Genomic DNA, 20834 nt, shown 5'->3' with positions numbered 1-20834 from the left:
AGTAGCATTTTCGAGGTAGATTAACCGCACCGCGAATGGAAAGATGCGTGCAGATACAGGAAGACACCAAACTCTCATCGTAGTTCTGTAAAGAATTATTGACGGCAGTGGCAGGTGTCCAGATAACTCCAATGAGGGTAATAAATAATGATGAAGCGCAATATTCTGGCACTGGTTATCCCAGCCCTGTTAGCCGCTGGTGCAGCCAATGCAGCAGAAATCTATAACAAAGACGGCAATAAGCTGGACCTCTATGGGAAAGCAGTTGGTTTGCACTATTTCTCTGATAACGACGGCAACGATGGCGACCAGAGCTACGTGCGTTTTGGTTTCAAAGGTGAAACCCAGATTAACGATATGCTCACCGGCTACGGCCAGTGGGAATACAACATCCAGGCAAACAATTCTGAAGGCGGCTCCGACGCGCAGGACGGCAACAAAACCCGTCTGGGCTTCGCTGGTCTGAAATTCGCTGAGTACGGCTCTATCGATTACGGCCGTAACTACAGCCTGCTGTACGATCCAATGGGCTGGACCGATATGCTGCCAGAGTTCGGCGGCGACTCTGCCTATAGCGACCTGGGCATCCTGGGCGGCCGTACGACTGGCGTGCTGACCTACCGCAACACCAACTTCTTTGGCCTGGTTGACGGCTGGAACTTTGCCGTACAGTATCAGGGCAAAAACGACCGTGACGACGTGCGTCGTTCCAACGGTGATGGCTACGCGCTTTCAACTACCTATACTTCGCCAATCGGCGTAGGTATCTCCGGCGCCTACGGTTCTTACGATCGTACTAATGCGCAGGCATCCGGTGTTCGTACCGTGACTAACTCAGACAACTCCGCTGATTCCATCACGCTTAACAGCGGCGCGGGTAAACGTGCTGAAGCATGGGCGACCGCGCTGAAATATGACGCTAACAGCGTGTACCTGGCAGCCATGTACGGTGAAACCCGTAACGCCACACCAATCTCTTACAGCGGCACCTTTGCCGATGGCAGCGATGCTTCTATTAGCTCTTTTGCTAACAAAGCACAGAACATCGAGCTGGTTGCACAGTATCAGTTTGACTTCGGTCTGCGTCCATCCCTGGCCTACGTGCAGTCTAAAGGCAAGGATATCGAAAGCGTTGGCGATGCTGACCTGATCAAATACGTTGACGTGGGCGCTACCTACTACTTCAACAAAAACATGTCTACCTATGTCGACTATCAGATCAACCTGCTGGATGACAACAATCCACTGGGTCTGAACACCGACGACACCGTGGCTGTAGGTCTGGTTTACCAGTTCTAATCAAGCAATAAATCGTCTGGCGGGGCCTCGGCCCCGCTTTTTTATTGTCTGCACCTTCGCTTTTCTCTGCCTGCCCTTATTCCCTTCCTGACTTGCCCGTGCTGCTAAATAAAACCTGCCGCTTCCCTGGGTAATTTCTTTTTCCGTTTCATAAAATTTCGAGCCATGCCGCAGCGTTCCTGAAAAATTTCCAAAAGTGTTTGTTAGCCACGCGTGAACATGAAAAAATCAGTCTGGATTTAGCTTAAGGAGAGCCAATATGGATAGGGACAGCCCTCTTCTGCTAACGCTGTCAAACCACAGCAACCAGCAGGAAAAAAAAGAAACCGAGACGGAAGCGCGCTTTACCCGTATCGAAATGCATATCGCCTGGCTCAGACATGACGTTAACGATATCAGAAACGAGCTCCATGATATTCGTGGGGAAATAAAGGATGTACGCGGCGAGATAAAGGACGTGCGCGGTGAGATACAGGACGTGCGCGGTGAGATACAGGACGTGCGCGGTGAGATGAAAGATATCCGCAAAGATATGCAGACTGATTTTCGCCTGATGTTTAGCGCGCTGATCGGCGTTGCGCTGGGCCTGGCCTACATTATGGCCAGAGGTTTTCATTGGCTATAGGCCCCGTGCGCCAGGAAAGCGGCCGCGCTTATTTTACCTTTACAGGTGTTTATAGCAGCTGGCTGCCGCTACCTTTATCCAGGGCATTCTTTCACTGTTTTTAGCGCAAACGGTTGGCATTTTTATCATAGTGGCGGTACCCTGAATTCTCATTTCGTTTCAGGTTATAACGGACTTTCATTATGTTTGAACGCATTGCAGCTGCACCCGCAGATCCTATCCTTGGCTTAGCCGACCTTTATCGTGCGGACGACCGTCCTGACAAAATTAACCTTGGCATTGGCGTTTACAAGGACGAAACCGGCAAAACGCCGGTGCTGACCAGCGTGAAAAAAGCCGAGCAGTATCTGCTGGAAAATGAAACGACCAAAAATTATTTGAGCATTGATGGCCTGGCCGATTTTGGCAAATGTACACAGGTGCTGCTGTTTGGCAAAGATAACGCCATCCTGCGTGACAAACGTGCGCGTACAGCGCAAACGCCTGGCGGTACGGGCGCGCTGCGCGTAGCGGCGGATTTTATCGCCGCACAAACCGGTGCCAGGCGCGTTTGGGTCAGCAATCCCAGCTGGCCTAACCATAAAAATGTGTTTCAGTCCGCCGGACTGGAAGTCTGTGAATATCAGTATTACGATGCGGCCAGCCATTCGCTGGATTTCGACGGAATGCTGAACGCGCTGCGTGAAGCGCAGGCGGGCGATATTGTGCTGTTCCACGGCTGCTGCCATAACCCTACCGGCATCGATCCTACGGCCGCACAGTGGCAGGAGCTGGCCGAGATGTCGCTGGCGAAAGGCTGGCTGCCGCTGTTCGACTTTGCCTATCAGGGCTTTGCGCGTGGGCTGGAAGAAGATGCAGAGGGCCTGCGCATTTTTGCTGCCGGACACCAGGAGCTGATTGTCGCCAGTTCTTATTCGAAGAACTTCGGGCTTTATAATGAGCGCGTAGGCGCGTTCACGCTGGTCGCCAGCACGGCCGATATTGCTGACACGGCCTTTAGCCAGGTTAAAGCTACCATCCGCGCGAACTACTCTAATCCGCCTGCGCATGGCGCGGCGGTCGTCGCCACTATCCTGGGCAACGATGCGCTGCGTACCCTGTGGGAGCAGGAGTTGACCGATATGCGCCAGCGCATCCACCGTATGCGTCAGCTGTTCGTTAATACCCTGCAGGAAAAAGGGGCAAAAGGCGACTTCAGCTTTATTATCAACCAGAACGGTATGTTCTCTTTTAGCGGCCTGACCAAAGATCAGGTGATTAGGCTACGGGAAGAGTTTGGCGTTTATGCGGTCAATTCAGGCCGGGTTAACGTAGCGGGAATGACGCCGGACAATATGGCGCCGCTGTGCGAAGCGATTGCCGCCGTGCTGTAAGTGCACATAAAGCGGATGCGAAATATTTTAATCCGTCACGCAATAAAAAAGCCTGCATTACGCAGGCTTTTTTATACGGCAGCTTTATTGCAGAAAAGGATTGGAAATCCGCTCTCTGCCCAGCGTCGAGCTGGGGCCGTGGCCGGGTAAAAAGGTGACGTCATCGCCAAGCGGCAGCAGCTTGTTTTTGATCGCGGCAATCAGGTCGCTATGGCTGCCCTGAGGGAAATCGGTACGTCCCACGCCGCCGCTGAAGATCACATCGCCGGAGATCAGCAGGCGAGAAGCCCGATCAAAAAATACGATATGACCCGGCGTATGGCCCGGACAGAGCAGAACCTCAAGCGAGATATCGCCCACGTGCACAACCTCACCCTCTTCCAGCCAGCGATCGGGCGTTAACGGCGCGCATTCAGGAAAACCAAACATCTGGCTCTGCATCGGCAGCCCTTCCAGCCAGAACGCATCTGCTTTATGCGGCCCAACAACCGGTACGGCATAAAAAGCAGCCAGTTCAGCCGCTGCGCCTACGTGGTCCAGATGGCCATGCGTCAGCAAAATTTGCGTAACTGTTACGCCCTTTGCCGTCGTCTGCGTTTTAATTTTTTCCGCGTCGCCGCCAGGATCGACAATGGCGGCCTGCAGCGTCACCGGACACCAGATCAAAGAGCAGTTCTGCGAAAAGGCCGTTACCGGAATAGTTTGATAATTCATAAGGCTCCATTAATTCCGGTCAGCCCGGATTTTCTTACCAGTGCCTTGCCGGCCCGGTATCAATATGCACAAAGTTGCTTTTGGGATAGTATCCTACACCCCCGGCCCGCATGGAAAGAGCCGCTTTGCGTATATTGCTGAGGGCGATCCCCTCAATATGAAAATCCATTGCCTGGCCCAGCGTATGATAGCTGTGCTTGGCTACGCCGGTGCTGCTGCCGCGTTCGCGCAGCGAGTTGTTGGTCGCCAGCGTACGGTAACCGGAAATCAGCTGTACGGGCTTGCGCGTATCTAACAGCGCCTGGAGCCGATACAGCTGATCGAAAAGATGTGGATCGATGCTTTTGATCCTGTTGGCGCGATAATCACGAAAAAAATGGTTAAGGCGCGTTAACTCATCCTTGTCATAGCTTTTCCCGTTGAAAAACTCGGTTTTAAGGCTTTCTCCGGTATGTAAATTATTCAGCGTCAGAATGCGAGGACGTGAGGTGGAAAGCGAAGCGAAAGCCTGGCCAGGAAGCAGCGACAGGCCTAGTGCCGCGCCGCCCAAGGCCAGTAATTGTCGGCGATGAGAGTCGAATTTATCCATTAATCTGTGTTACCCGGCTAAAAAAGTTCTGAAACGGTGGAAACGTTCACCGCCCGGAACCATAACCGGGTAGAAATGTGGCGTCAACCGACGAAACGTGACGGATACGGCAATTCCTGGAGAGGCTGCCGTACCCGTCAGGCAGGCTGGCCGCAGGCCAACATCAGAAAACCTGAAGAATCAACCACTAGAGTAATAATTGACCAGCTTTCGCCAATACCTGCGCCCCGGAGCGCGCCGTCAGGTCATAATTGTAAATATCTGTACGATATTGCGTACGTCCGTCGTCAGCGACCCAGGCGGTCAGGTAATACAGATTGACCGGAATGTGATGACGCACCGGCACATAACGGGTATCACCCTGCTTCAGCGTGCTGGAGATACGCGAATCATTCCAGCCCGCATCCTGTAACAGCAGATTAGCCAAATCAGACGCCTTGTTTACCCTGACGCAGCCGGAACTCAGCGCCCTGATATCCTTCTGGAAAAGATTGTGGTTAGGCGTATCGTGCAGATAGATAGCGTCCGAGCTTGGCATATTAAATTTATAACGACCCAGCGAGTTCGTTGCCCCTGGCGCCTGACGGATACGATACGGGAACGAAGCTGCCGAAACCATCCGCCAGTCAATCATGGAAGGATCGATCACTTCAGCATCGCTGCTCCATCCGGAAAGCAGCGTGTAGTTGTGCTTATACAGGTAGCTCGGATCCTGTTTTACCTTCGGGATAATATCTTTGCGCACCAGCGTGGTGGGTACATTCCATGGCGGATTAAGCACCACGTTGTTTAAGGCACTGCGCATGAGCGGCGTTTTACGATCCGGACGGCCCACGATAACGCGGGAATCCAGGATCTGATTGCCATTCAGATAATATTTCAGCGAGTAATTGGCAATATTCACCATGATGCCGTTATGCATATCATCCGGCAGCAGCCTTAGCCGCTGAATGTTCAGCGCCAGCAGCGAGGCCCGCAGCTGCGGAGAAACGTTTAGCCATTCACGCGTTCTTGGCCCGATAACGCCATCGGCCTCCAGGCCCTGCCAGCGCTGAAAGCGTTTCACGCCCGCCACCAAATCTTCAGAATAGATATGGGCAGGATTACTGAGCGTACCACTTTCTACGTGGCCGGCCTGCTCCGGCGTATTCGCCTGCGGAGTTTGCTCAGCGGGAGAGGCCGAAGGGCTAACCGCGATTTCTTCATCTACGAAGGAAGCCGGGACCGGCGTGGTCGGCACCGCATCGTCATCAGGTTTTGGCGTATCGCTGCCGGGCGTCAGCATATTGGTGCGCTGCAAAATTTCTCTCAGCGCAGGCACATCGTCGCTCAGCTGCCCAGGGCGCAGGCTTTGTCTGTCGGTCAGCTGCGGCCAGGCGCGGTTGTCCGCCAGCAAATCTTTTAACGCCTGGTGCATTAAAGGATACTGTGGATGCTGCGGCGCCAAAGAGGCGACAAAAGCATGCGTGGCGCCATGCTCAATTGCCCGCTGCCACTGGTTAATCACCGATAAGGCAGGAACTTCCAGCTTGTAGGGGACATTGCTGTAAAGCCAGGTTTCGCCTTTAGCCGGCACCGTCGAAGCGAATTGCAGATAGCCAAGCATAGCGTCGGAAAGCACGACGTCTCGTTCCAAACCTGTTACCGCAGGATCGGTTAATAATTTAACCCACTGCGTGAACTGCGGCTGTACGCCGGAAATCGCGACTTCCGCCAGCTGCTGCTGAAACTGCTGCACGGCCTGGCGATCCTGCCACAGAGGCTGCATATGCTGCGTAGCATATAACGATGCCAGCGTTTTAAGATAAAAAGGCCGGTAGCCGTTAGTAAACAGCGACTGTAGCTTTACCTGCGCCTGCGAAGCGGAAACGGCGGCCGAATGCGGCATGGCCGCAGCGGCGGGTACGGCTTGCCCCAGCGCTAACGCCAGGCAGCAGGCCAGGCTAAGCTTTGCAAAATGAGTTCCTGTCAGCAACATCCCTTGCCTCCTGTAGCGGGTCTGAACGATCGACGCCTGAATAATGTTATTAGTATAGAAAAGAAAACGGCGCGCGTATGCAGCGGCGCGCCTGAGAGAGTAATTCGGCGGCACGGATTTTGCTATACGTGCCGCCGATTATTTTGTGCTGTTCGACTCAGGAGGAGAGTTCGGCAGGCTCTGCCGAAATATTGGCAGGCTCGGCCGCGAAGCCGCGCAGGCCAACCACGTGAACGTGCTCGCTGTTGTTGATAACCTTACGCACCAGCTTATAGGTCGTGCCTTTCTCCGGGCTGATATTCTCCGGCGCGGCAATAATCAGCTGCATTTCAAGGCGATCGCACAGTTCAAAAAGCGTGGCGATAGATTTGGCATCCAGACGCGCCGCCTCATCCAGGAACAGCAGGCGACAAGGCGATATATCTTTACCGCGCAGGCGGCGAGACTCTTCTTCCCAGCTTTGCACTACCATCACCAGAATCGACATCCCGGTGCCGATCGCCTCGCCCGTCGACAGCGCCCCGCTTTCCGCGCGCAGCCAGCCATCGGAACCGCGGTTAACCTCCACTTCCATAGAAAGGTAGTTGCGGTAGTCCAGCAGCTCTTCGCCGATAGTTTGCGGCGTGCGCTGTCCCATATCGATCTGCGGATTCAGGCGCTGATAGAGCTTCGCCAGCGCTTCGGAGAAGGTCAGACGCTGGCTCTTGAACAGATCCTGATGCTGTTCGTGCTGCTCTGAAAGCACGTCCAGCAGCGTGGCGTGCGTTTCCCGCACGTTGACGTTCAGCCGCACGCTGTGTACCTGACCAAAGCTGACGCTCTGCAAGCCCTGGTTCAGCTGGCGGATACGGTTCTGCTCGCGCTGGATGGTTTTGCGAATGATGTTCGCCACGCTGCGCGAGCTGATAGCCAGCATCTGCTCACGAGCGGTCAGCTCTTCGCTCAGACGGCTCAGCTCAATTTCCATCTGCTCGATCGCTTCTACCGGATCGTCCGTGCGGATAATATCCTGACGGATACGCTCGCGCAGATGCTGATAAACGGCGATAAAGAACTCAATTTTACGCTCAGGCCGCTTAGGATCTTCCGACTGGCGCAGGATATCACGCAGGTGCTCGTTATCGGCGACCGCCAGACGCAGCGCGCCCAGCGCCTTATCCGACATGGAGCGCAGCTCGTCGCCGCCCAGATAGGCCAGCTCGCGGCGATGCAGACGACGTTCGACTCCGTTATCTTTCACCATGCGCAGAACGGCGACCCAACCGGCTTTGGCGCTGACCACCTGTTCGCGGCTCTGGTGATAATCACGCTCGACGCGCTTCAGTTTTTTCTGCAGCGCGTCCATTTCCGCTTCACAGAAGGTCAGCTGTTTTTCCAGCTGGTTGCGGCGGCTGCGGTTATTGCTCAGCGCCGTATAAAGCTCGTCGCGACGCAGCCGCGCGCGCTCTTCCGCGCTGGCATCCGCCTGCACGCCGATAGCCTGCATTTCCTGCTGGAGCTCCTTCAGCATATCTCGCTTGGCATCATACGAGCTTTTCAGCGAGGCGAGCACCTGGCTGTATTGCGTCAGCTGCGCCTGATGGTTTCTCAGCTGCTCGCGCGCACGTGCACGTTCGGCCTCTGCCTGCTCAAGACGACGACGCAGCTTCTCGTTGAGGTCGCTGTTGCCGTCAAGCATTCCGGCCGAGTCCGCATAGTTGAAATGCGCGCGTCGCTGCACTACTTCGGTGATGGCGAAAGCCTGCTGACGCGCATCGCGCTGCGCCTGCTGCGCCTGCTGATAATCCAGCTTGAGCTGCTCATGCTGTTCCGGGTCGCTTTGCAGCACCGCCACCAGCGGCTCCAGCTTAGCGAGGGCGGCACCGTGCTGCTGCAGGAAGCGTGCGGCTTCCTGCGCTTCGTCCAGGCGCTCCAGCAGCTCTTCGTGACGATCCTGGAGCGTTTCGTCCAGCAGCAGGCTAACGCGCGGCATCAGTCGGTTAAGCTGAGCGACACCCTCTTTCGCCTGGTCAAACTGCTGGCGCTGCTGCTGGTTTTCGCTTTCATGTGAGCTGATGGCGCGCTCAAGCTCGCCGCGGCGGCCGTTCAGCTGACGAATTTCCGCTTCCGGATCCGGCTCGAAGGCCACGCCCAGATGGCCGCCGATAAAGCGGCTGAACGCCTGATGCAGGCGCTGCGTTTTCTGCACGTCGAAGGAGAGCGTGGCGTAGCGTTCCGCCAGCGTTTCGCGCTCGGCACGCAGCAGCTCCAGCTGGTTTTCACGAGCGGCGCGGCCAAACAGCGGGACTTTCGGAAAGCGGGAATAGCGCCACTGACGATCGCCCGCTTTGACCACGACCGCTTTTTGTAACTCTTCAACATTGAAGACGCTGTCGTCGAACGACTGCGGATCCCCTTCGATCAGATAGAGATCTTCCGGGCACTCTTCCAGCCCGTCCAGCTGTTCACGCACCAGCGACAGATCCGGCACCACGATAGCGTGGCGCGCAGGGCCGTACAGCGCGGAGAAGTAAGGCGCGTCCTCAATGGTGACGTCATCATAAATTTCAGAAAGCAGCACGCCGCCGAAACGCTCGGCCAGCTGGTTCAGGCGCGCATCTTCCGATCCGCCCGGCTGGCTCAGCCGATCGATCTGGCTTTCCACCTCGCGTTTGCGGCTGGCGACTTCATCACGCTCAACGGTGGTTTCACGCTCGCGCTCCAGCAGGCGCTGCATATGCTCGGTTACCTGCTGGCCGTTTTCCAGCGCCTCGCCGGTTTGCTCGCGCAGCTGTGTTAAAATTTCCTGCGCGTTCAGCCACTGCGGCGCCTGTCGCGTCAGGCGGGCGATACGTTCACGCACCTGCTCCAGCTCCTGGCGCATCGCCAGACGTCGTTCGCCCGCGTCGGCAACGCTCTCGCCAAGCTGCTCAATGCGCGCTTCCAGCTCATACTGCAATGCTTCCAGCTCTTCTGGCGCGTACTGCTGACCGTGCTTTTTGCAGAACTCGTTCAGCAACCGCTCGGCTTCCTGCTGCTCGCGCAGCCGCTGCTCCATCTCTGAAAGACGCGAGCGCAGCGACTGGAGCTGATCGGCGTGATAGCGCTGATTGCCGGCGTCGCGCAGCAGCTCGCGGCCGGTCTGCCAGGCTTCGCTGCGGCTCACCGGCCCGGCAATACGCGTCACCAGCTCAAACGCCTGCTCGAACTGGCTGTGCGCGGCCTGCGCCACGCTCATTTTCTGCTCCAGCATCAGCAGCCTGTCCGTGGCTTCCTGCTCTTTCGCCCGGAAGGTTTCCTGCCATTCCTGAGCGTTCTCAATAGTCAGCTCGCGGATCTGGCAAATTTCCTGAGCGCGCTGTAAGGCCGCCAGCGCCTGCTGGTATTGAATAGCGCGCGTTTGCTGTACATCCAGCGCCTGCTGATAGTCGGCCAGCTGGCTTTTCAGCTCGTCCACTTCCAGCTCGGCGGCTTCCGCCCGCGCTTCGTTTTCTTCATGGACTTCGCGCGCTTCAGCAACGACCTCGTTCTGCTCTTCCAGACGATAGGTCAGCTCATCGATATCGCCTTCGTAACGCTCGATTTTTTCCTGCTGGCGCATGGCGGTCTGCACCAGGTTAAGGTGATCGCTGGCGCTCTGGTAATCCGTTTCCAGATCGCTTTCCGCCCCGCTATGCTCCGCCAGCTCGCGCGCCATTTCTACATGGCGATACTGCTCGGCGGCCAGCTGTTTACGGCTGCCGAAAAGCTCGCTGCGCTGCAGCATGGCGCCGTCCAGATGAACGCGGCGCTCGTTGGCGTGGCGCATATAGTCGGCGGCCACGTAGCTGGTCGCTTCTGAGATAAGATGCTTAAAGAGATCGCGATCGGACTGCGTTACGCGGATCGCTTCCAGCGTCATCCGGTTTTCACGCAGCGCCGCTTCCATATCCTGGAAAGCCTTACGCACGCCGCCGTTTTCCGGCAGCAGGTAGTCACGCAGCGAGCGCGTAATGGCGCTGGAGATGCCGCCGTACAGCGACGCCTCGATCAGGCGGTAGTATTTGCTGCGATCCGCCGCAGAGCGCAGACGACGCGCCACAATGCCCAGATCGAACATCATCGAGTGGTATTCAGTAATGGAGTTGTACTGCTTAAACTGCACGCTCTCCATCGCTTCGAACTTCTCTTTCAGCTCGCTGAGCGGCAGCACGCGAGCCTGACGAGCGTTAACCGTTTCGGTCAGGATCTCCGTCGGGTTAATGGACGTCGGCAGGCCGTGAATACTGAACGGTCTGATATCCACTTTGCGGTCGCGGCCGGCGATTTGCTGCAGGCGCACGCCGACGATAACGCGCTGGTGCACCGAGTTAACCACGTCCAGCGCCGCATAGCAGACGCCCGGCTTGAGCTTGCCGTGCAGGCCTTTGTCGCGCGAGCCGGAGGTCGCGCCCGCTTCCGTAGTGTTACGAAAGTGCAGCAGCGTCAGATCGGGGATCAGCGCGGTAACGAAAGCGGCCATCGTGGTCGATTTCCCCGCGCCGTTACCGCCGGACAGCGTGGTAACCAGTTCGTCAAGATCGAAGGTTCGGGCAAAAAAGCCGTTCCAGTTAACCAGCGTTAGCGAGCGAAATTTTCCGCGTTCAATCATTCTTCTTCCTCCGCCTGGCCGGCGTCGTTACCCTGCTCTTCTTCGTTCTGGCGGGCCTGGCCGCTTTCCGTAAACATGGCCTCGCCGTCTCTGATCATTCTCAGCTGCGCTTCGCGAGGATCGTCCCCGCTGCGCACGTCGGCGCCAAAGCGGAACACGGATTCGGTGATGCGGAACTTGCTGCTGTCATGGCCCATAAACCACACCATGCCCAGACGACGCAGGCGGCTTAAGGAGGCGCGCATTTTTTCATGCAGCTTCTGACGGTCCAGATCCGAACCGGTTGAGCGCTGGTTTACCAGCTTAAGCAGCTTGCTTTCATCCGCCAGCGTCAGCAGTTCGTCGTACAGCTCCTGCTGGGTGAAGATGCCTTCATTGGCCAGCCGCTCGGGGCTGAGGTAAAGCCAGCACAGGACTTTGCCCACCATCATATCCAGTTCGGAAAGCACCGAGCGCGCAATCAGCGTGGTAGAGCGGGGACGCAGATAGAAAAAGCCTTCCGGCGCGCGGATAAGCTCCACGTTATAGCGCAGATAAAACTCTTCCAGATATTCCTGGTAATCCATCAGAAAAGCGTGGTTGTCCAGCTCCTCAATACCGATATGGCGGCCCGCGCGCAGCTGACTGTCGAGCGCGGGAAACAGCGGGTTAGCCAGCGCCATCGCCAGCTTAACCGGCATCACTTGTTCAATATTTATCGATGACATGCGCCTGTACCTTGGCTCCGTAATCATTAATGGCCTGCCACTCGGCGGGCAGACCGGAAAAATCAGCTTCGGCGACGCCTAAACGCACGGCCTGGTCGACCACGATCCTTGCCACGTCAAAATGGCGGGCGCGGGGATATTGCGCCAGATAGTCGCGCATCACCACGCCCAGATTCAGCGGTTTTTGCTGGGCTTTATAGATGGCCAATGCCTCTTCGATCATGGCGGCCAGCTGCTCGCGAATTTCGCTCAGCTCTTCGTATTCCAGTTCGGCAGGCAGTTCGCCCATCACCTCTTCGTTACGCAGCGTCAGCTCTTCGTCACGCACGTCAAACAGGCGTTCGGCATTGGCATAGGTCAGCGCCCACGGCGCGTCGAAATAGTTTTGCAGCGACTGACGCAGGCGCTGAGCGAAGACGCGGTTTTTATCCATATCAATCGCGGTACGGATAAATTTATGCACGTGGCGGTCGTAGCCAATCCAGAGATCGATGGCCTGCTGGCCCCAGCTGATAATGCGGTCAAGCTTGTTTTGCAGATCGAACACCAGCTTGTCGATAAAGCCGAGGTCGGGACTGCCCAGAGTGGCGTCCTGGATCCGCAGCAGGTTGGCCTGCAGCTTGTCGCCTGCGGCTTCCAGCGTATCCTGCAGTTCGCGCAGCGTGCCGGAGGTTTCATTCAGCAGCATCTCGCAGCTTTCAATCGCCGCGCGCCAGTCTTTGTTGAGCAGCTGCGCGATATCGTCTTTCACCGCCTGCTGCTGCTCATCCATAATGCGCTGGGTGATATCAATGCTGTCAAAAATCTCGGCAACGGAATATTTTAGCGGCGCGAAGACGTTGCGGTGCCAGTGAAAGTCATCGCCGTCTTCATCCGCCGCATCCGCCGCGCGCTTCAGTTCGCTTGCCACGATAGAAAGCTGCATGGAGAGCCGCAGCGTAGAAAACTCACGCTGGCGAATGTAGTAATCGGTGATGCCGATCGCGAGCGGCGTCAGGCGGTAAATGGCCTGCCCTTCAGCCTGTTCGCTGGTAAAGCGATTAAGCAAACGCTGCCGCACCATGTCGTTGATAGCGTTGTTGGCGCGGACGCTGACGGTTTCGCTGGTCTGTTCAAATCCTTCGCTGACGTGACGGAAGGCGTCCGTAAGTTCGCCTTCGCTCATCTCGCCATCCATGCGCTCGCCGTTAAGCGTGGCGACCGCCAGCAAAAAAGCCAGACGTTCGGTAGGCAACGAGACGGAAAAATCATTTTTTCGCGCCCAGGCAACCAGCTCCGGTACTGTCTGGGAAAATTCACTCATGCTTCGTCCTTTATGGGCTTCCGCGCTGTTACGTGGATATAGCGACCCAAACTTAAAAATGGCTCCTGGCGGCAAAAGCGCTTTTCCAGCGCCAGGATCTCGTCAAATCGTTCTGTTTGCTTGTGCTTATCGCGCATATAGTCGTGAAAAACGCGCACGCCGGCTTTGCTTTCGACGGTGAAGCCGATCTCCGCCAGCCAGCGATAGACCTGCTCCGGGTCGCGCGGATAGTCCGGCGACAGGGTTTTACGTTTGCGCTTGCGCAAATCGGCCTGCATATAGCCAAAGTTGCCCAGCACCAGCGTCTGCATCATCAGCCCGTTGAGGTTGTAAAACATCAGCGAGAGCACGCCGCCGGGCGCCAGCGTATCGTAAAGCGCGGCCAGCACCGCTTCCGGCTCGGCAACCCATTCAAGCACAGCGTGAAACAATACCAGATCGACAGGCTGAACCAAATGCTGACCGACTTCCTGCGCGCTGATTTGTCTGAATTCCATGTGGTCGCTCACACCTTGCTGGCTGGCGTTAAGGCGCGCGCGCTGCAGCATTTCTTCGGATAAATCGCATAGCAGAACCTGATGGCCAAGGCTCGCCAGCCCACAGCTGATTTGGCCTTCGCCGCCGCCCGCATCCAGCACGCTCAGCGGCCTTTGCGGCAGCGTCGCCAGAATCGCCTCCAGCTCCTGCCAGGCGATGGCCTGGCGAATGCGGCCTTTGGTGGTGCCGTAGATATTCTGCGAAAATTTTTCCGCGATATCATCAAAGTTGCGATCCTGCATAAGCGGGCTCCGGGCTGGGCAAAAGGGTGAATCCGGCGGCTATTTTGGCATACACTGAGGGAGAATGAACCTTTCCGTCACTGCTTCGCTTTCGGGTGGCGTTTTTTCGGACAAAAGGAAGCTGTTTTTATGCTTTTTACGCTTAAAAAAGCGATTGGCGGCCTGCTGATGCCCTTGCCGCTGCTGCTGTTAGTGATGGCGGTCGGGCTTTTTCTGCTCTGGCGCAGCCGCTGGCAAAAAACCGGGAAAATTATACTCTCTTCTGCCTGGCTAATCTTGTTATTGATCAGCCTTCAGCCTGTTGCTGATAGCCTGCTGTCCCCTGTTGAGAACCGTTTCGCTACGTGGCAGGAGAGCCGGAAGGTGGACTACGTTGTGGTGCTGGGCGGCGGCTATACGTGGAATCCGCAGTGGGCGCCGGGATCGAATATGATCGGCAACAGTTTGCCAAGGCTGGTGGAAGGGATCCGTTTGTGGCGTGAAAATCCAGGATCGACGCTGATCTTTACCGGCGCGGCCGCGCAGAACAATCCCGTCAGCTCAGCGGAAGTCACGGCCAGAGTGGCGCAGTCATTGGGCGTACCGCGCAGCGCCATCATTACGCTGGATAAGCCGCGCGATACGAGCCAGGAAGCGCGGGAGGTGGCTAAAGTGGTTGGCCGCCGCCCTTTCCTGCTGGTGACCTCCGCCTCGCATCTGCCGCGCGCCATGCTGTTTTTTCAGCAGCAGGGGCTGGATCCGCTGCCCGCGCCGGCTAATCAGCTGGCTATCGCTTCGCCGCTGAACGCGTGGGAGAAAGCCATTCCCTCCTCGCTGTGGCTTGGTCACAGCGAGCGCGCCATCTATGAGACGCTGGGACGACTCTGGCAAAAGATAACGTCGCCTTCACTCAAGCCAGGGCAGCAGGGAGCGAGCGGCTAAATCGAAGCGGGCGCGGTTGAAACGGCCGGTATGGATCAGCCGATCCGCTTCTTCCCACAGCATATAGAGCCAGCGTCTGGCGATAAATCCTTCCGCGACGGGCGCCTGTTGCAGATAGCGGAACAGCAGCGCTTCCGCCGGGCCTTCCTCACTCAGGCGAAACAGCTCGTATTCACGCGGCGCCCAGAGCGTTCTGCCGGGATTGATCATCGACAGCAGCTGGTCGCTCCAAGCCTCCTTCAGCATATTGCTGAGCGACAGGTTGCCGTGCACCAGCACGCAGGGATCGTCGAAGTCGTCAAAAAGCGCGCAGAGGTTCTGGCGACAGCGAAAGAGAAAACGGTGATCTTTCATCGTCAGCCGCTCCGGGCGCATATAGCTCAGCGTTGACCACCACACCTCAACCCGCTGTTTATACCAGGCGGGCCAGTTATTCTCCTGCGTGCTGTCTACCGTACCGACCAGACCGTGGCTGTCGATGCGATGCCAGGCCAGCAGCGCGGCGACGATCTGATCCTGCAGCTGCTGCCAGCGAGCCGGCGTACGGGTGGGTGCTTCGACCGAAACGCCGCCCATGCGCTCAATCAGCAGGATCTCATGCTGCGGCGGCAGCTGGCTGACGATCAGCCCGTATACCGTCGGCATACGCACGGTGCTTTCGCGCGCCAGCATCGACAGCTTATAGCCTTCCTGCGAGGCGATTCCTTTGGTATTGAAGTATTTTGCCATCAGCGGCAGAGAGTGGCCTTTCCCATCGTAAAGCGAGTAGAGGCTGGCATAAGGCTGTTCGCTGATACATTCGAGACGGCTTAGCGTCTCACCCAGCACTATCGAAAGTTCTGAACGAAGATGTTCCATCTGCTGCTCCTGATCGCAAGCGAAGTCGGATTGCCGTTTTTTTCCTGGTAATAGCAAGAAGCAGAGAACCAGGGCCGCTGCCGGCCCTGAAAATAGTTACTGCATGGCTGCCCGCACACGTTCCAGATCTTCCGGTGTATCAACACCCGCGCCCGGAACGGCCTGCGCCACGTCAACATGGATTTTTTCGCCGTACCACAGTACCCGCAGCTGTTCGAGCAGCTCAATCTGCTCCAGCGGGCTGGTCTGCCAGCTGACATAGCGGCGGATAAAGCCGGCACGATAGCCGTAAATGCCGATATGGCGCAGAAAATGATCGCCAATCGCCTGCTGCGAAACGGCAAACCGCTCGCGGTCCCACGGGATGGTCGCGCGCGAAAAATAGAGCGCGTTGCCCTGCGCATCCCTGACCACCTTCACGGCGTTAGGGTTAAACGCTTCTTCCGCTGACTCGATTGGTACCGCCAGCGTCGCCATACCTACGCTGCTTTTCGCCAGATTATCCGCTACCTGCCGGATGATGACCGGCGGGATCATCGGCTCATCGCCCTGCACGTTGACGATCACCGTCTCGTCAGGGAAACGGTATTTCTCAATCACCTCGGCCAGCCTTTCCGTGCCGGACTGATGATCGGCTCGCGTCATGCAAACTTCGCCGCCCGCTGCTTCTACAGCACGCGCGACGTCATTATTATCCGTAGCGACAATCACGCGCTCGGCTCCTGATTCACGCGCGCGTTCCATAACATGCACGATCATCGGCTTGCCGTGGATATCGACCAGCGGTTTTCCGGGCAGCCTGGTGGAAGCGTAGCGCGCCGGAATAATTGCGACGAAACTCATGGATGCGTCTCTTCCAGCGTCAGCGAGCGCGCTTCCGTTTCAAGCAGAACGGGGATGCCGTCACGCACCGGATAAGCCAGCCCGTCAGGCTTGCAGATAAGTTCCTGACGATCTTTATTGTAATACAGCTTACCGTGACAAACCGGGCAAGCAACGATTTCAAGCAAACGATGATCCATGGTGTCTCCCTGGTGGATCCGATCAGACAGAACGTTAGAATATCATAGCTCGCGGTTGAGCGGTTAACCTCCCCGTCGGCTTAAAGCGCCCATTCTTTTGGCCAGATCGCGGCCAGTTCCGCAGGCAGGTTTAGCAGATGTACTTTTTGCGCGCCCTGCCAGCGGGCAAAACGGCTGATGGCCTGCTGAAGATCGGTCAGCAGCCCGGCGGTGATCCTCACGCCCGGCTCCAGCCACAGTTGCCTGATCAGCAAAACTTTTTCTTTGCGCTGCATTTTGGCATCCAGCCGCCCTTTTAGCGCGCCGCGATGCAGTATCGGCAAAACAAAGTAGCCATACTGCCGCTTCGCTTCCGGCGTATAGCACTCCAGACGATAGGCGAAGTTAAACAGTTCCAGCGCCCGCTTGCGATCCCACACCACCGGATCGAAAGGCGACAGCAGCGCAGTATGCGTGGCCTGGCTTTTTTGCTCCAGCATCGGCAGCTGTGAGTGATGGAGATAGCACTGCCCTAACGTTTCGACCTCCACCGGCACTACCGTGCCCGCCTCAATCCACTCTGCCAGCTGCTCTTTTACCGGCGCACGCTTCAGCCGATAGTAATCTGCCAGCCACTCGGCCCGGAAAAGCCCCAGACTTTGCGCGCTGTTGTACAACATTTGCCTGACCGCCTCTTTCTCTTCCAGCGCGTGCAGCGCATCATCCCATTCCGGCAGCACCCGCTGACGAAGGTCATAAACCCGCTGGAAATTACGCCGTTCGACCACCATCAATTCCCCGGCGGTAAATAAGTTTTCCAGATGGCGCTTGTGCGGTTTCCACGCCCACCAGCCGGACTGCTGGCCCGGCGGCGCGGCGAAGTCGGCCGATCTTACCGGCCCGTGATCTTTGATATGCGCCAGCAGCTGCGCGACCTCCTGCTGCCGCGTCTCTGCCCATGCGCCGTTATATTTCCAGCCCATAGCCTGCGGCGAAAGCATACGGTGGCGCAGCAGCGGATAATCCTCAGCAGGAATAAAACAGGCCTCATGCGCCCAGTATTCAAACAGCCTGCCGGTAGCCAACGCCTCTTCCAGCCACGCGGACGGATAGTCGCCAAGTCGGCTGAACAGCACCAGATAAGGGCTGCGGGCTACTACATGGATAGTGTCGATTTGCAGCAGGGACATTTGCCGCACGCAGTTGATCAGATCGGTAAATTGCGCCTTTCGCTGGGGCGGACGAAGCAGCCCCTGAGCGGCAAGATGAATATGGCGGGCCTGAATTAGTGAGAGAGAAATCGACATAATGCACCTGTATTCACATAGTGCATTCAGTTTAGCGAGTTATTTTTGCGTAAGGGCAATAATGCGGTTCAGCAGCGCGTCAGCCCGATCCGTCGGTAGCGCCGCGTCCACCGGCAGATACCACCAGTTAGCCGCGGCAAAGCGGCTGGCTTTAACCGCATCCTTCTCCGTCATCAGCAGCGCCTGGTGTGCAGTCGCCAGCGGGGCCAGCTGCGCCTCGCTGTAGGCCTGGTGATCGGCGAAAGAGACTTCCTTAATCGGGATAACGCCCAGCTGACGCAGCGTGGCAAAAAAACGCGGCGGATGACCGATACCTGCCATAGCGACTACGTCGCCAAGCGATGCCGCAGGGCGGGTTTCGCCGGTTTGCAGATTGACAGCAAGGCCGGGCGTCAGGCGCATCGCTGTTTCATCAGCCAGCGCCGCGCCGCCGTTAGTAATGACCGCGTCCACCGTTTGCAGGCGTGATGCCCGCTCGCGCATTGGACCGGCCGGCAGCCACCAGCCGTTGCCAAATCGACGCTGACCATCAATAACGACTATTTCAAAATCTCTGGCCAGCGCGTAATGCTGCAGGCCGTCGTCGGTGATAATAATATCCACCTCGCCCTGCGCCAGCAGCGCCTGCACGGCGTCTTTACGGCGGGGTGAAACGGCCACCGCCGCGCCGGTGCGGCGATAGATCAGTATCGGTTCATCACCCGCCTCGCTAGTGGTCGTATTGCCATCAAGCACCAGCGGATAAGCTTCCGCTTTACCGCCGTAGCCTCTGGATACCACGCCGGGGCGCAGACCACGCTGCTGCAGTGCCTGCACCAGCCAGATCACCACCGGCGTTTTGCCGTTGCCGCCAGCCGTCAGATTCCCGACCACGACCACGGGCACCGGCGCGCGCCAGGCCTTTCGCCAGCCCTGACGATAGCTAAAGCGGATCAGGCTGGTGATCAGCCCGTACAGCCAGCTGAACGGCAGCAGCAGCCGCCAGAGGCCGGACCGACCGCTCCAGAGGCGCTCAATCATTGACCAAACTGCATTTTATGAAGCTGAGCATAGGCACCCTGGCGCGCTAACAGCTCGGTATGGCTGCCGCGCTCCACGATATGGCCATCCTCAACCACAACGATTTCATCTGCCTTTTCAATAGTGGAGAGGCGATGCGCAATAACCAGCGAGGTACGGTTTTTTTGCAGCTCATCCAGCGCTGACTGAATAGCGCGCTCCGACTCGGTATCCAGCGCGGAAGTAGCCTCATCCAGGATCAGGATCGGACAGTCACGCAGCAGCGCGCGGGCAATGGCAATACGCTGGCGCTGGCCGCCGGAAAGCAGCACGCCATTTTCACCGATGACCGTATCCAGGCCGTTATCCATTTTACTGATAAAGTCCATAGCGTGCGCCATCGTTGCCGCTTTTTCGATATCTTCCCGGCTGTACTGCTCGTTGCGGGCGTAGGCGATATTATTGGCTACCGTGTCGTTAAACAGATGCACGTTTTGCGAGACTAAAGCGACCTGATTTCGCAGCGAGCTGAGCGTATATTCACGCAGATCGTGACCATCCATCAGAATTTCGCCCTGCTGGATATCGTAAAAACGCGTCATCAGGCTGGCAATCGTGGATTTACCCGATCCAGACCGTCCCACCAGCGCAACGGTTTTGCCCTCCGGGATCGCCAGGTTGATATTATGCAGCGCAGGCGTTTCGCGTCCCGGATAGGTAAAGGTCACATTGCGGAACTCCACATCGCCGCGAGCGCGCTCAATCACGCGCGTGCCCGTATCAACTTCCTGCTCGCTGTCGAGAATGGAGAAAAGCGTCTGGCAGGCGGCCATGCCGCGCTGGAACTGGGCGTTAACGTTCGTCAGCGATTTTAGCGGGCGCATCAAACCAAACATAGAGGTAAAGACGACGGTAATCGTGCCCGGTGTCAGCGTTGCCATTACGCTTGGGAAGCTGGCAGCATACAGAACAAAAGCCAGCGCCAGCGAAGCGATAAGCTGAATAATAGGATCGGACACGGAAGAAGCGGAAACCAGTTTCATCCCCTGCTGACGCATCCGATTGCTGACGCGGTCAAAACGCTGGGTTTCGATTTGCTGTCCGCCAAAGATCAGCACTTCTTTATGCCCTTTCAGCATCTGTTCTGCGCTGGTGGTCACCTGGCCCATGGTGTTTTGCATGCTTTTGCTGATATTACGAAAGCGTTTTGACACCATACGGATTGCAAAGGAGACGACCGGCGCCAGCAGGATCAGGATTAGCGACAGCTGCCAGCTGTAGTAAAACATCATAATAAACAGGCCGATAATGGATGCGCCTTCGCGCACTACCGTTACCAGCGCGCTGGAAGACGATGAGGCGACCTGTTCGGAATCATAAGTAATGCGCGACAGCAACGTGCCGGTAGATTGCTGATCGAAGAAAGCGACCGGCATCCCCATCATATGGCTGAAAAGACGCCGACGCATCGACATCACCACATTCCCCGATACCCAGGAGATGCAGTAGCTTGAGATATAGCTTGATATGCCGCGTACCAGCATCAGGCCGATAACGGCGAGGGGCATCCAGACCAGTACGGAGGAGTCCGCTTTACCAAAACCATCGTCCAGCAGCGGCTTAAGTAAGGACATCATCAGCACGTCGCCCGCTGCGTTAATAATAAGAGCAACGGAGGAGACGGCCAGCCCCGGTTTAAAGGGTTTGATCATCGGCCAGAGGCGTCGAAAGGTCTGCCAGGTGGAGAGATCTTTGTCCTGATGCATGTGTTA

General features: G+C 57.0%; 17 protein-coding genes. 4 read left to right on the top strand and 13 right to left on the bottom strand.

Going from position 1 to position 20834, the window contains the following annotated elements:
* Positions 1-147 precede the first annotated feature (147 nt).
* The 3 genes from ompF (at position 148) to AB3U87_RS17000 (ending at position 3297) form a co-directional block, all read left to right on the top strand.
* Positions 148-1299 (top strand): porin OmpF, encoded by a 1152-nt coding sequence (gene ompF / locus AB3U87_RS17010; protein ID WP_301251204.1) that lies wholly within the window; start codon positions 148-150, stop codon positions 1297-1299.
* A 259-nt stretch (positions 1300-1558) separates the two neighbouring features.
* Positions 1559-1924, top strand: a complete 366-nt coding sequence (locus tag AB3U87_RS17005) for a coiled-coil domain-containing protein (protein WP_253454692.1) — start codon at positions 1559-1561, stop codon at positions 1922-1924.
* A gap of 182 nt (positions 1925-2106) precedes the next feature.
* On the top strand, positions 2107-3297 hold the full coding sequence (locus tag AB3U87_RS17000; protein ID WP_394149858.1) for an amino acid aminotransferase: 1191 nt from the start codon (positions 2107-2109) through the stop codon (positions 3295-3297).
* A gap of 84 nt (positions 3298-3381) precedes the next feature.
* Here the strand turns inward: AB3U87_RS17000 and AB3U87_RS16995 are convergent, their stop codons facing one another.
* The 7 genes from AB3U87_RS16995 to cmoM form a co-directional block, all read right to left on the bottom strand.
* Positions 3382-4011: an MBL fold metallo-hydrolase gene (locus tag AB3U87_RS16995; protein WP_253454694.1), complete on the bottom strand. Its 630-nt coding sequence runs from the start codon at positions 4009-4011 to the stop codon at positions 3382-3384.
* 34 nt (positions 4012-4045) lie between these two features.
* Positions 4046-4600, bottom strand: coding sequence for a peptidoglycan L,D-endopeptidase MepK (gene mepK, locus AB3U87_RS16990; RefSeq protein WP_253454695.1), 555 nt, complete (start codon positions 4598-4600; stop codon positions 4046-4048).
* 187 nt (positions 4601-4787) lie between these two features.
* Positions 4788-6578, bottom strand: a complete 1791-nt coding sequence (gene ldtD, locus AB3U87_RS16985) for a L,D-transpeptidase (protein ID WP_301251209.1) — start codon at positions 6576-6578, stop codon at positions 4788-4790.
* A gap of 157 nt (positions 6579-6735) precedes the next feature.
* A complete protein-coding gene (mukB, locus tag AB3U87_RS16980) occupies positions 6736-11187 on the bottom strand; it encodes a chromosome partition protein MukB (protein WP_369894892.1) in 4452 nt (1483 codons plus the stop codon).
* The gene (mukE, locus tag AB3U87_RS16975) at positions 11184-11894 is read right to left on the bottom strand and encodes a chromosome partition protein MukE (protein WP_125288712.1); all 711 of its coding nucleotides are present in this window, start codon (positions 11892-11894) and stop codon (positions 11184-11186) included. Before mukE ends, mukB begins: the two co-directional genes overlap by 4 nt.
* Positions 11875-13197 (bottom strand): chromosome partition protein MukF, encoded by a 1323-nt coding sequence (gene mukF, locus AB3U87_RS16970; protein WP_125288713.1) that lies wholly within the window; start codon positions 13195-13197, stop codon positions 11875-11877. Before mukF ends, mukE begins: the two co-directional genes overlap by 20 nt.
* Positions 13194-13976 carry a tRNA uridine 5-oxyacetic acid(34) methyltransferase CmoM gene (gene cmoM, locus AB3U87_RS16965; protein ID WP_253454699.1) on the bottom strand — a complete coding sequence of 261 codons (783 nt, stop codon included), beginning with the start codon at positions 13974-13976 and terminating at the stop codon, positions 13194-13196. Before cmoM ends, mukF begins: the two co-directional genes overlap by 4 nt.
* 129 nt (positions 13977-14105) lie before the next feature.
* Between cmoM and elyC the strand changes: the two genes are divergently transcribed.
* Positions 14106-14897 carry an envelope biogenesis factor ElyC gene (gene elyC / locus AB3U87_RS16960; RefSeq protein WP_253454700.1) on the top strand — a complete coding sequence of 264 codons (792 nt, stop codon included), beginning with the start codon at positions 14106-14108 and terminating at the stop codon, positions 14895-14897.
* Here elyC and AB3U87_RS16955 read toward each other — a convergent pair.
* From AB3U87_RS16955 to msbA, 6 genes are all read right to left on the bottom strand, one after another.
* Entirely contained in the window at positions 14862-15755 is an 894-nt protein-coding gene (locus AB3U87_RS16955; RefSeq protein ID WP_394149854.1) for a YcbJ family phosphotransferase, read from the bottom strand. The genes elyC and AB3U87_RS16955 overlap by 36 nt on opposite strands.
* A gap of 96 nt (positions 15756-15851) precedes the next feature.
* Complete coding sequence (gene kdsB, locus AB3U87_RS16950) at positions 15852-16598, bottom strand: 3-deoxy-manno-octulosonate cytidylyltransferase (protein ID WP_253454703.1); 747 nt, start codon at positions 16596-16598, stop codon at positions 15852-15854.
* Positions 16595-16777: a Trm112 family protein gene (locus AB3U87_RS16945; protein WP_125288718.1), complete on the bottom strand. Its 183-nt coding sequence runs from the start codon at positions 16775-16777 to the stop codon at positions 16595-16597. The genes kdsB and AB3U87_RS16945 overlap by 4 nt, the downstream gene beginning before the upstream one ends.
* 80 nt (positions 16778-16857) lie before the next feature.
* On the bottom strand, positions 16858-18063 hold the full coding sequence (locus tag AB3U87_RS16940) for a winged helix-turn-helix domain-containing protein (RefSeq protein WP_394149851.1): 1206 nt from the start codon (positions 18061-18063) through the stop codon (positions 16858-16860).
* Between the two features lie 39 nt (positions 18064-18102).
* A complete protein-coding gene (gene lpxK, locus AB3U87_RS16935; protein ID WP_253454707.1) occupies positions 18103-19083 on the bottom strand; it encodes a tetraacyldisaccharide 4'-kinase in 981 nt (326 codons plus the stop codon).
* The gene (gene msbA / locus AB3U87_RS16930; RefSeq protein WP_253454708.1) at positions 19080-20828 is read right to left on the bottom strand and encodes a lipid A ABC transporter ATP-binding protein/permease MsbA; all 1749 of its coding nucleotides are present in this window, start codon (positions 20826-20828) and stop codon (positions 19080-19082) included. Before msbA ends, lpxK begins: the two co-directional genes overlap by 4 nt.
* Positions 20829-20834: the final 6 nt, after the last annotated feature.

Source organism: Erwinia plantamica (assembly GCF_043420595.1).
Taxonomy (GTDB): domain Bacteria; phylum Pseudomonadota; class Gammaproteobacteria; order Enterobacterales; family Enterobacteriaceae; genus Erwinia; species Erwinia aeris.
This window is presented reverse-complemented; position numbering and strand designations above follow the sequence as displayed.

Bases quoted from the DNA above. Each gene is read 5' to 3' on its own strand.
- AB3U87_RS16945 (WP_125288718.1), bottom strand. From the start codon at position 16,777: ATGGATCATCGTTTGCTTGAAATCGTTGCTTGCCCGGTTTGTCACGGT.
- AB3U87_RS16955 (WP_394149854.1), bottom strand. From the start codon at position 15,755: ATGGAACATCTTCGTTCAGAACTTTCGATAGTGCTGGGTGAGACGCTA.
- mepK (WP_253454695.1), bottom strand. From the start codon at position 4,600: ATGGATAAATTCGACTCTCATCGCCGACAATTACTGGCCTTGGGCGGC.
- AB3U87_RS16940 (WP_394149851.1), bottom strand. From the start codon at position 18,063: ATGTCGATTTCTCTCTCACTAATTCAGGCCCGCCATATTCATCTTGCC.
- mukB (WP_369894892.1), bottom strand. From the start codon at position 11,187: ATGATTGAACGCGGAAAATTTCGCTCGCTAACGCTGGTTAACTGGAAC.
- elyC (WP_253454700.1), top strand. From the start codon at position 14,106: ATGCTTTTTACGCTTAAAAAAGCGATTGGCGGCCTGCTGATGCCCTTG.
- AB3U87_RS17005 (WP_253454692.1), top strand. From the start codon at position 1,559: ATGGATAGGGACAGCCCTCTTCTGCTAACGCTGTCAAACCACAGCAAC.
- AB3U87_RS17000 (WP_394149858.1), top strand. From the start codon at position 2,107: ATGTTTGAACGCATTGCAGCTGCACCCGCAGATCCTATCCTTGGCTTA.
- AB3U87_RS16995 (WP_253454694.1), bottom strand. From the start codon at position 4,011: ATGAATTATCAAACTATTCCGGTAACGGCCTTTTCGCAGAACTGCTCT.
- ldtD (WP_301251209.1), bottom strand. From the start codon at position 6,578: ATGTTGCTGACAGGAACTCATTTTGCAAAGCTTAGCCTGGCCTGCTGC.
- cmoM (WP_253454699.1), bottom strand. From the start codon at position 13,976: ATGCAGGATCGCAACTTTGATGATATCGCGGAAAAATTTTCGCAGAAT.
- msbA (WP_253454708.1), bottom strand. From the start codon at position 20,828: ATGCATCAGGACAAAGATCTCTCCACCTGGCAGACCTTTCGACGCCTC.
- mukF (WP_125288713.1), bottom strand. From the start codon at position 13,197: ATGAGTGAATTTTCCCAGACAGTACCGGAGCTGGTTGCCTGGGCGCGA.
- mukE (WP_125288712.1), bottom strand. From the start codon at position 11,894: ATGTCATCGATAAATATTGAACAAGTGATGCCGGTTAAGCTGGCGATG.
- lpxK (WP_253454707.1), bottom strand. From the start codon at position 19,083: ATGATTGAGCGCCTCTGGAGCGGTCGGTCCGGCCTCTGGCGGCTGCTG.
- ompF (WP_301251204.1), top strand. From the start codon at position 148: ATGATGAAGCGCAATATTCTGGCACTGGTTATCCCAGCCCTGTTAGCC.
- kdsB (WP_253454703.1), bottom strand. From the start codon at position 16,598: ATGAGTTTCGTCGCAATTATTCCGGCGCGCTACGCTTCCACCAGGCTG.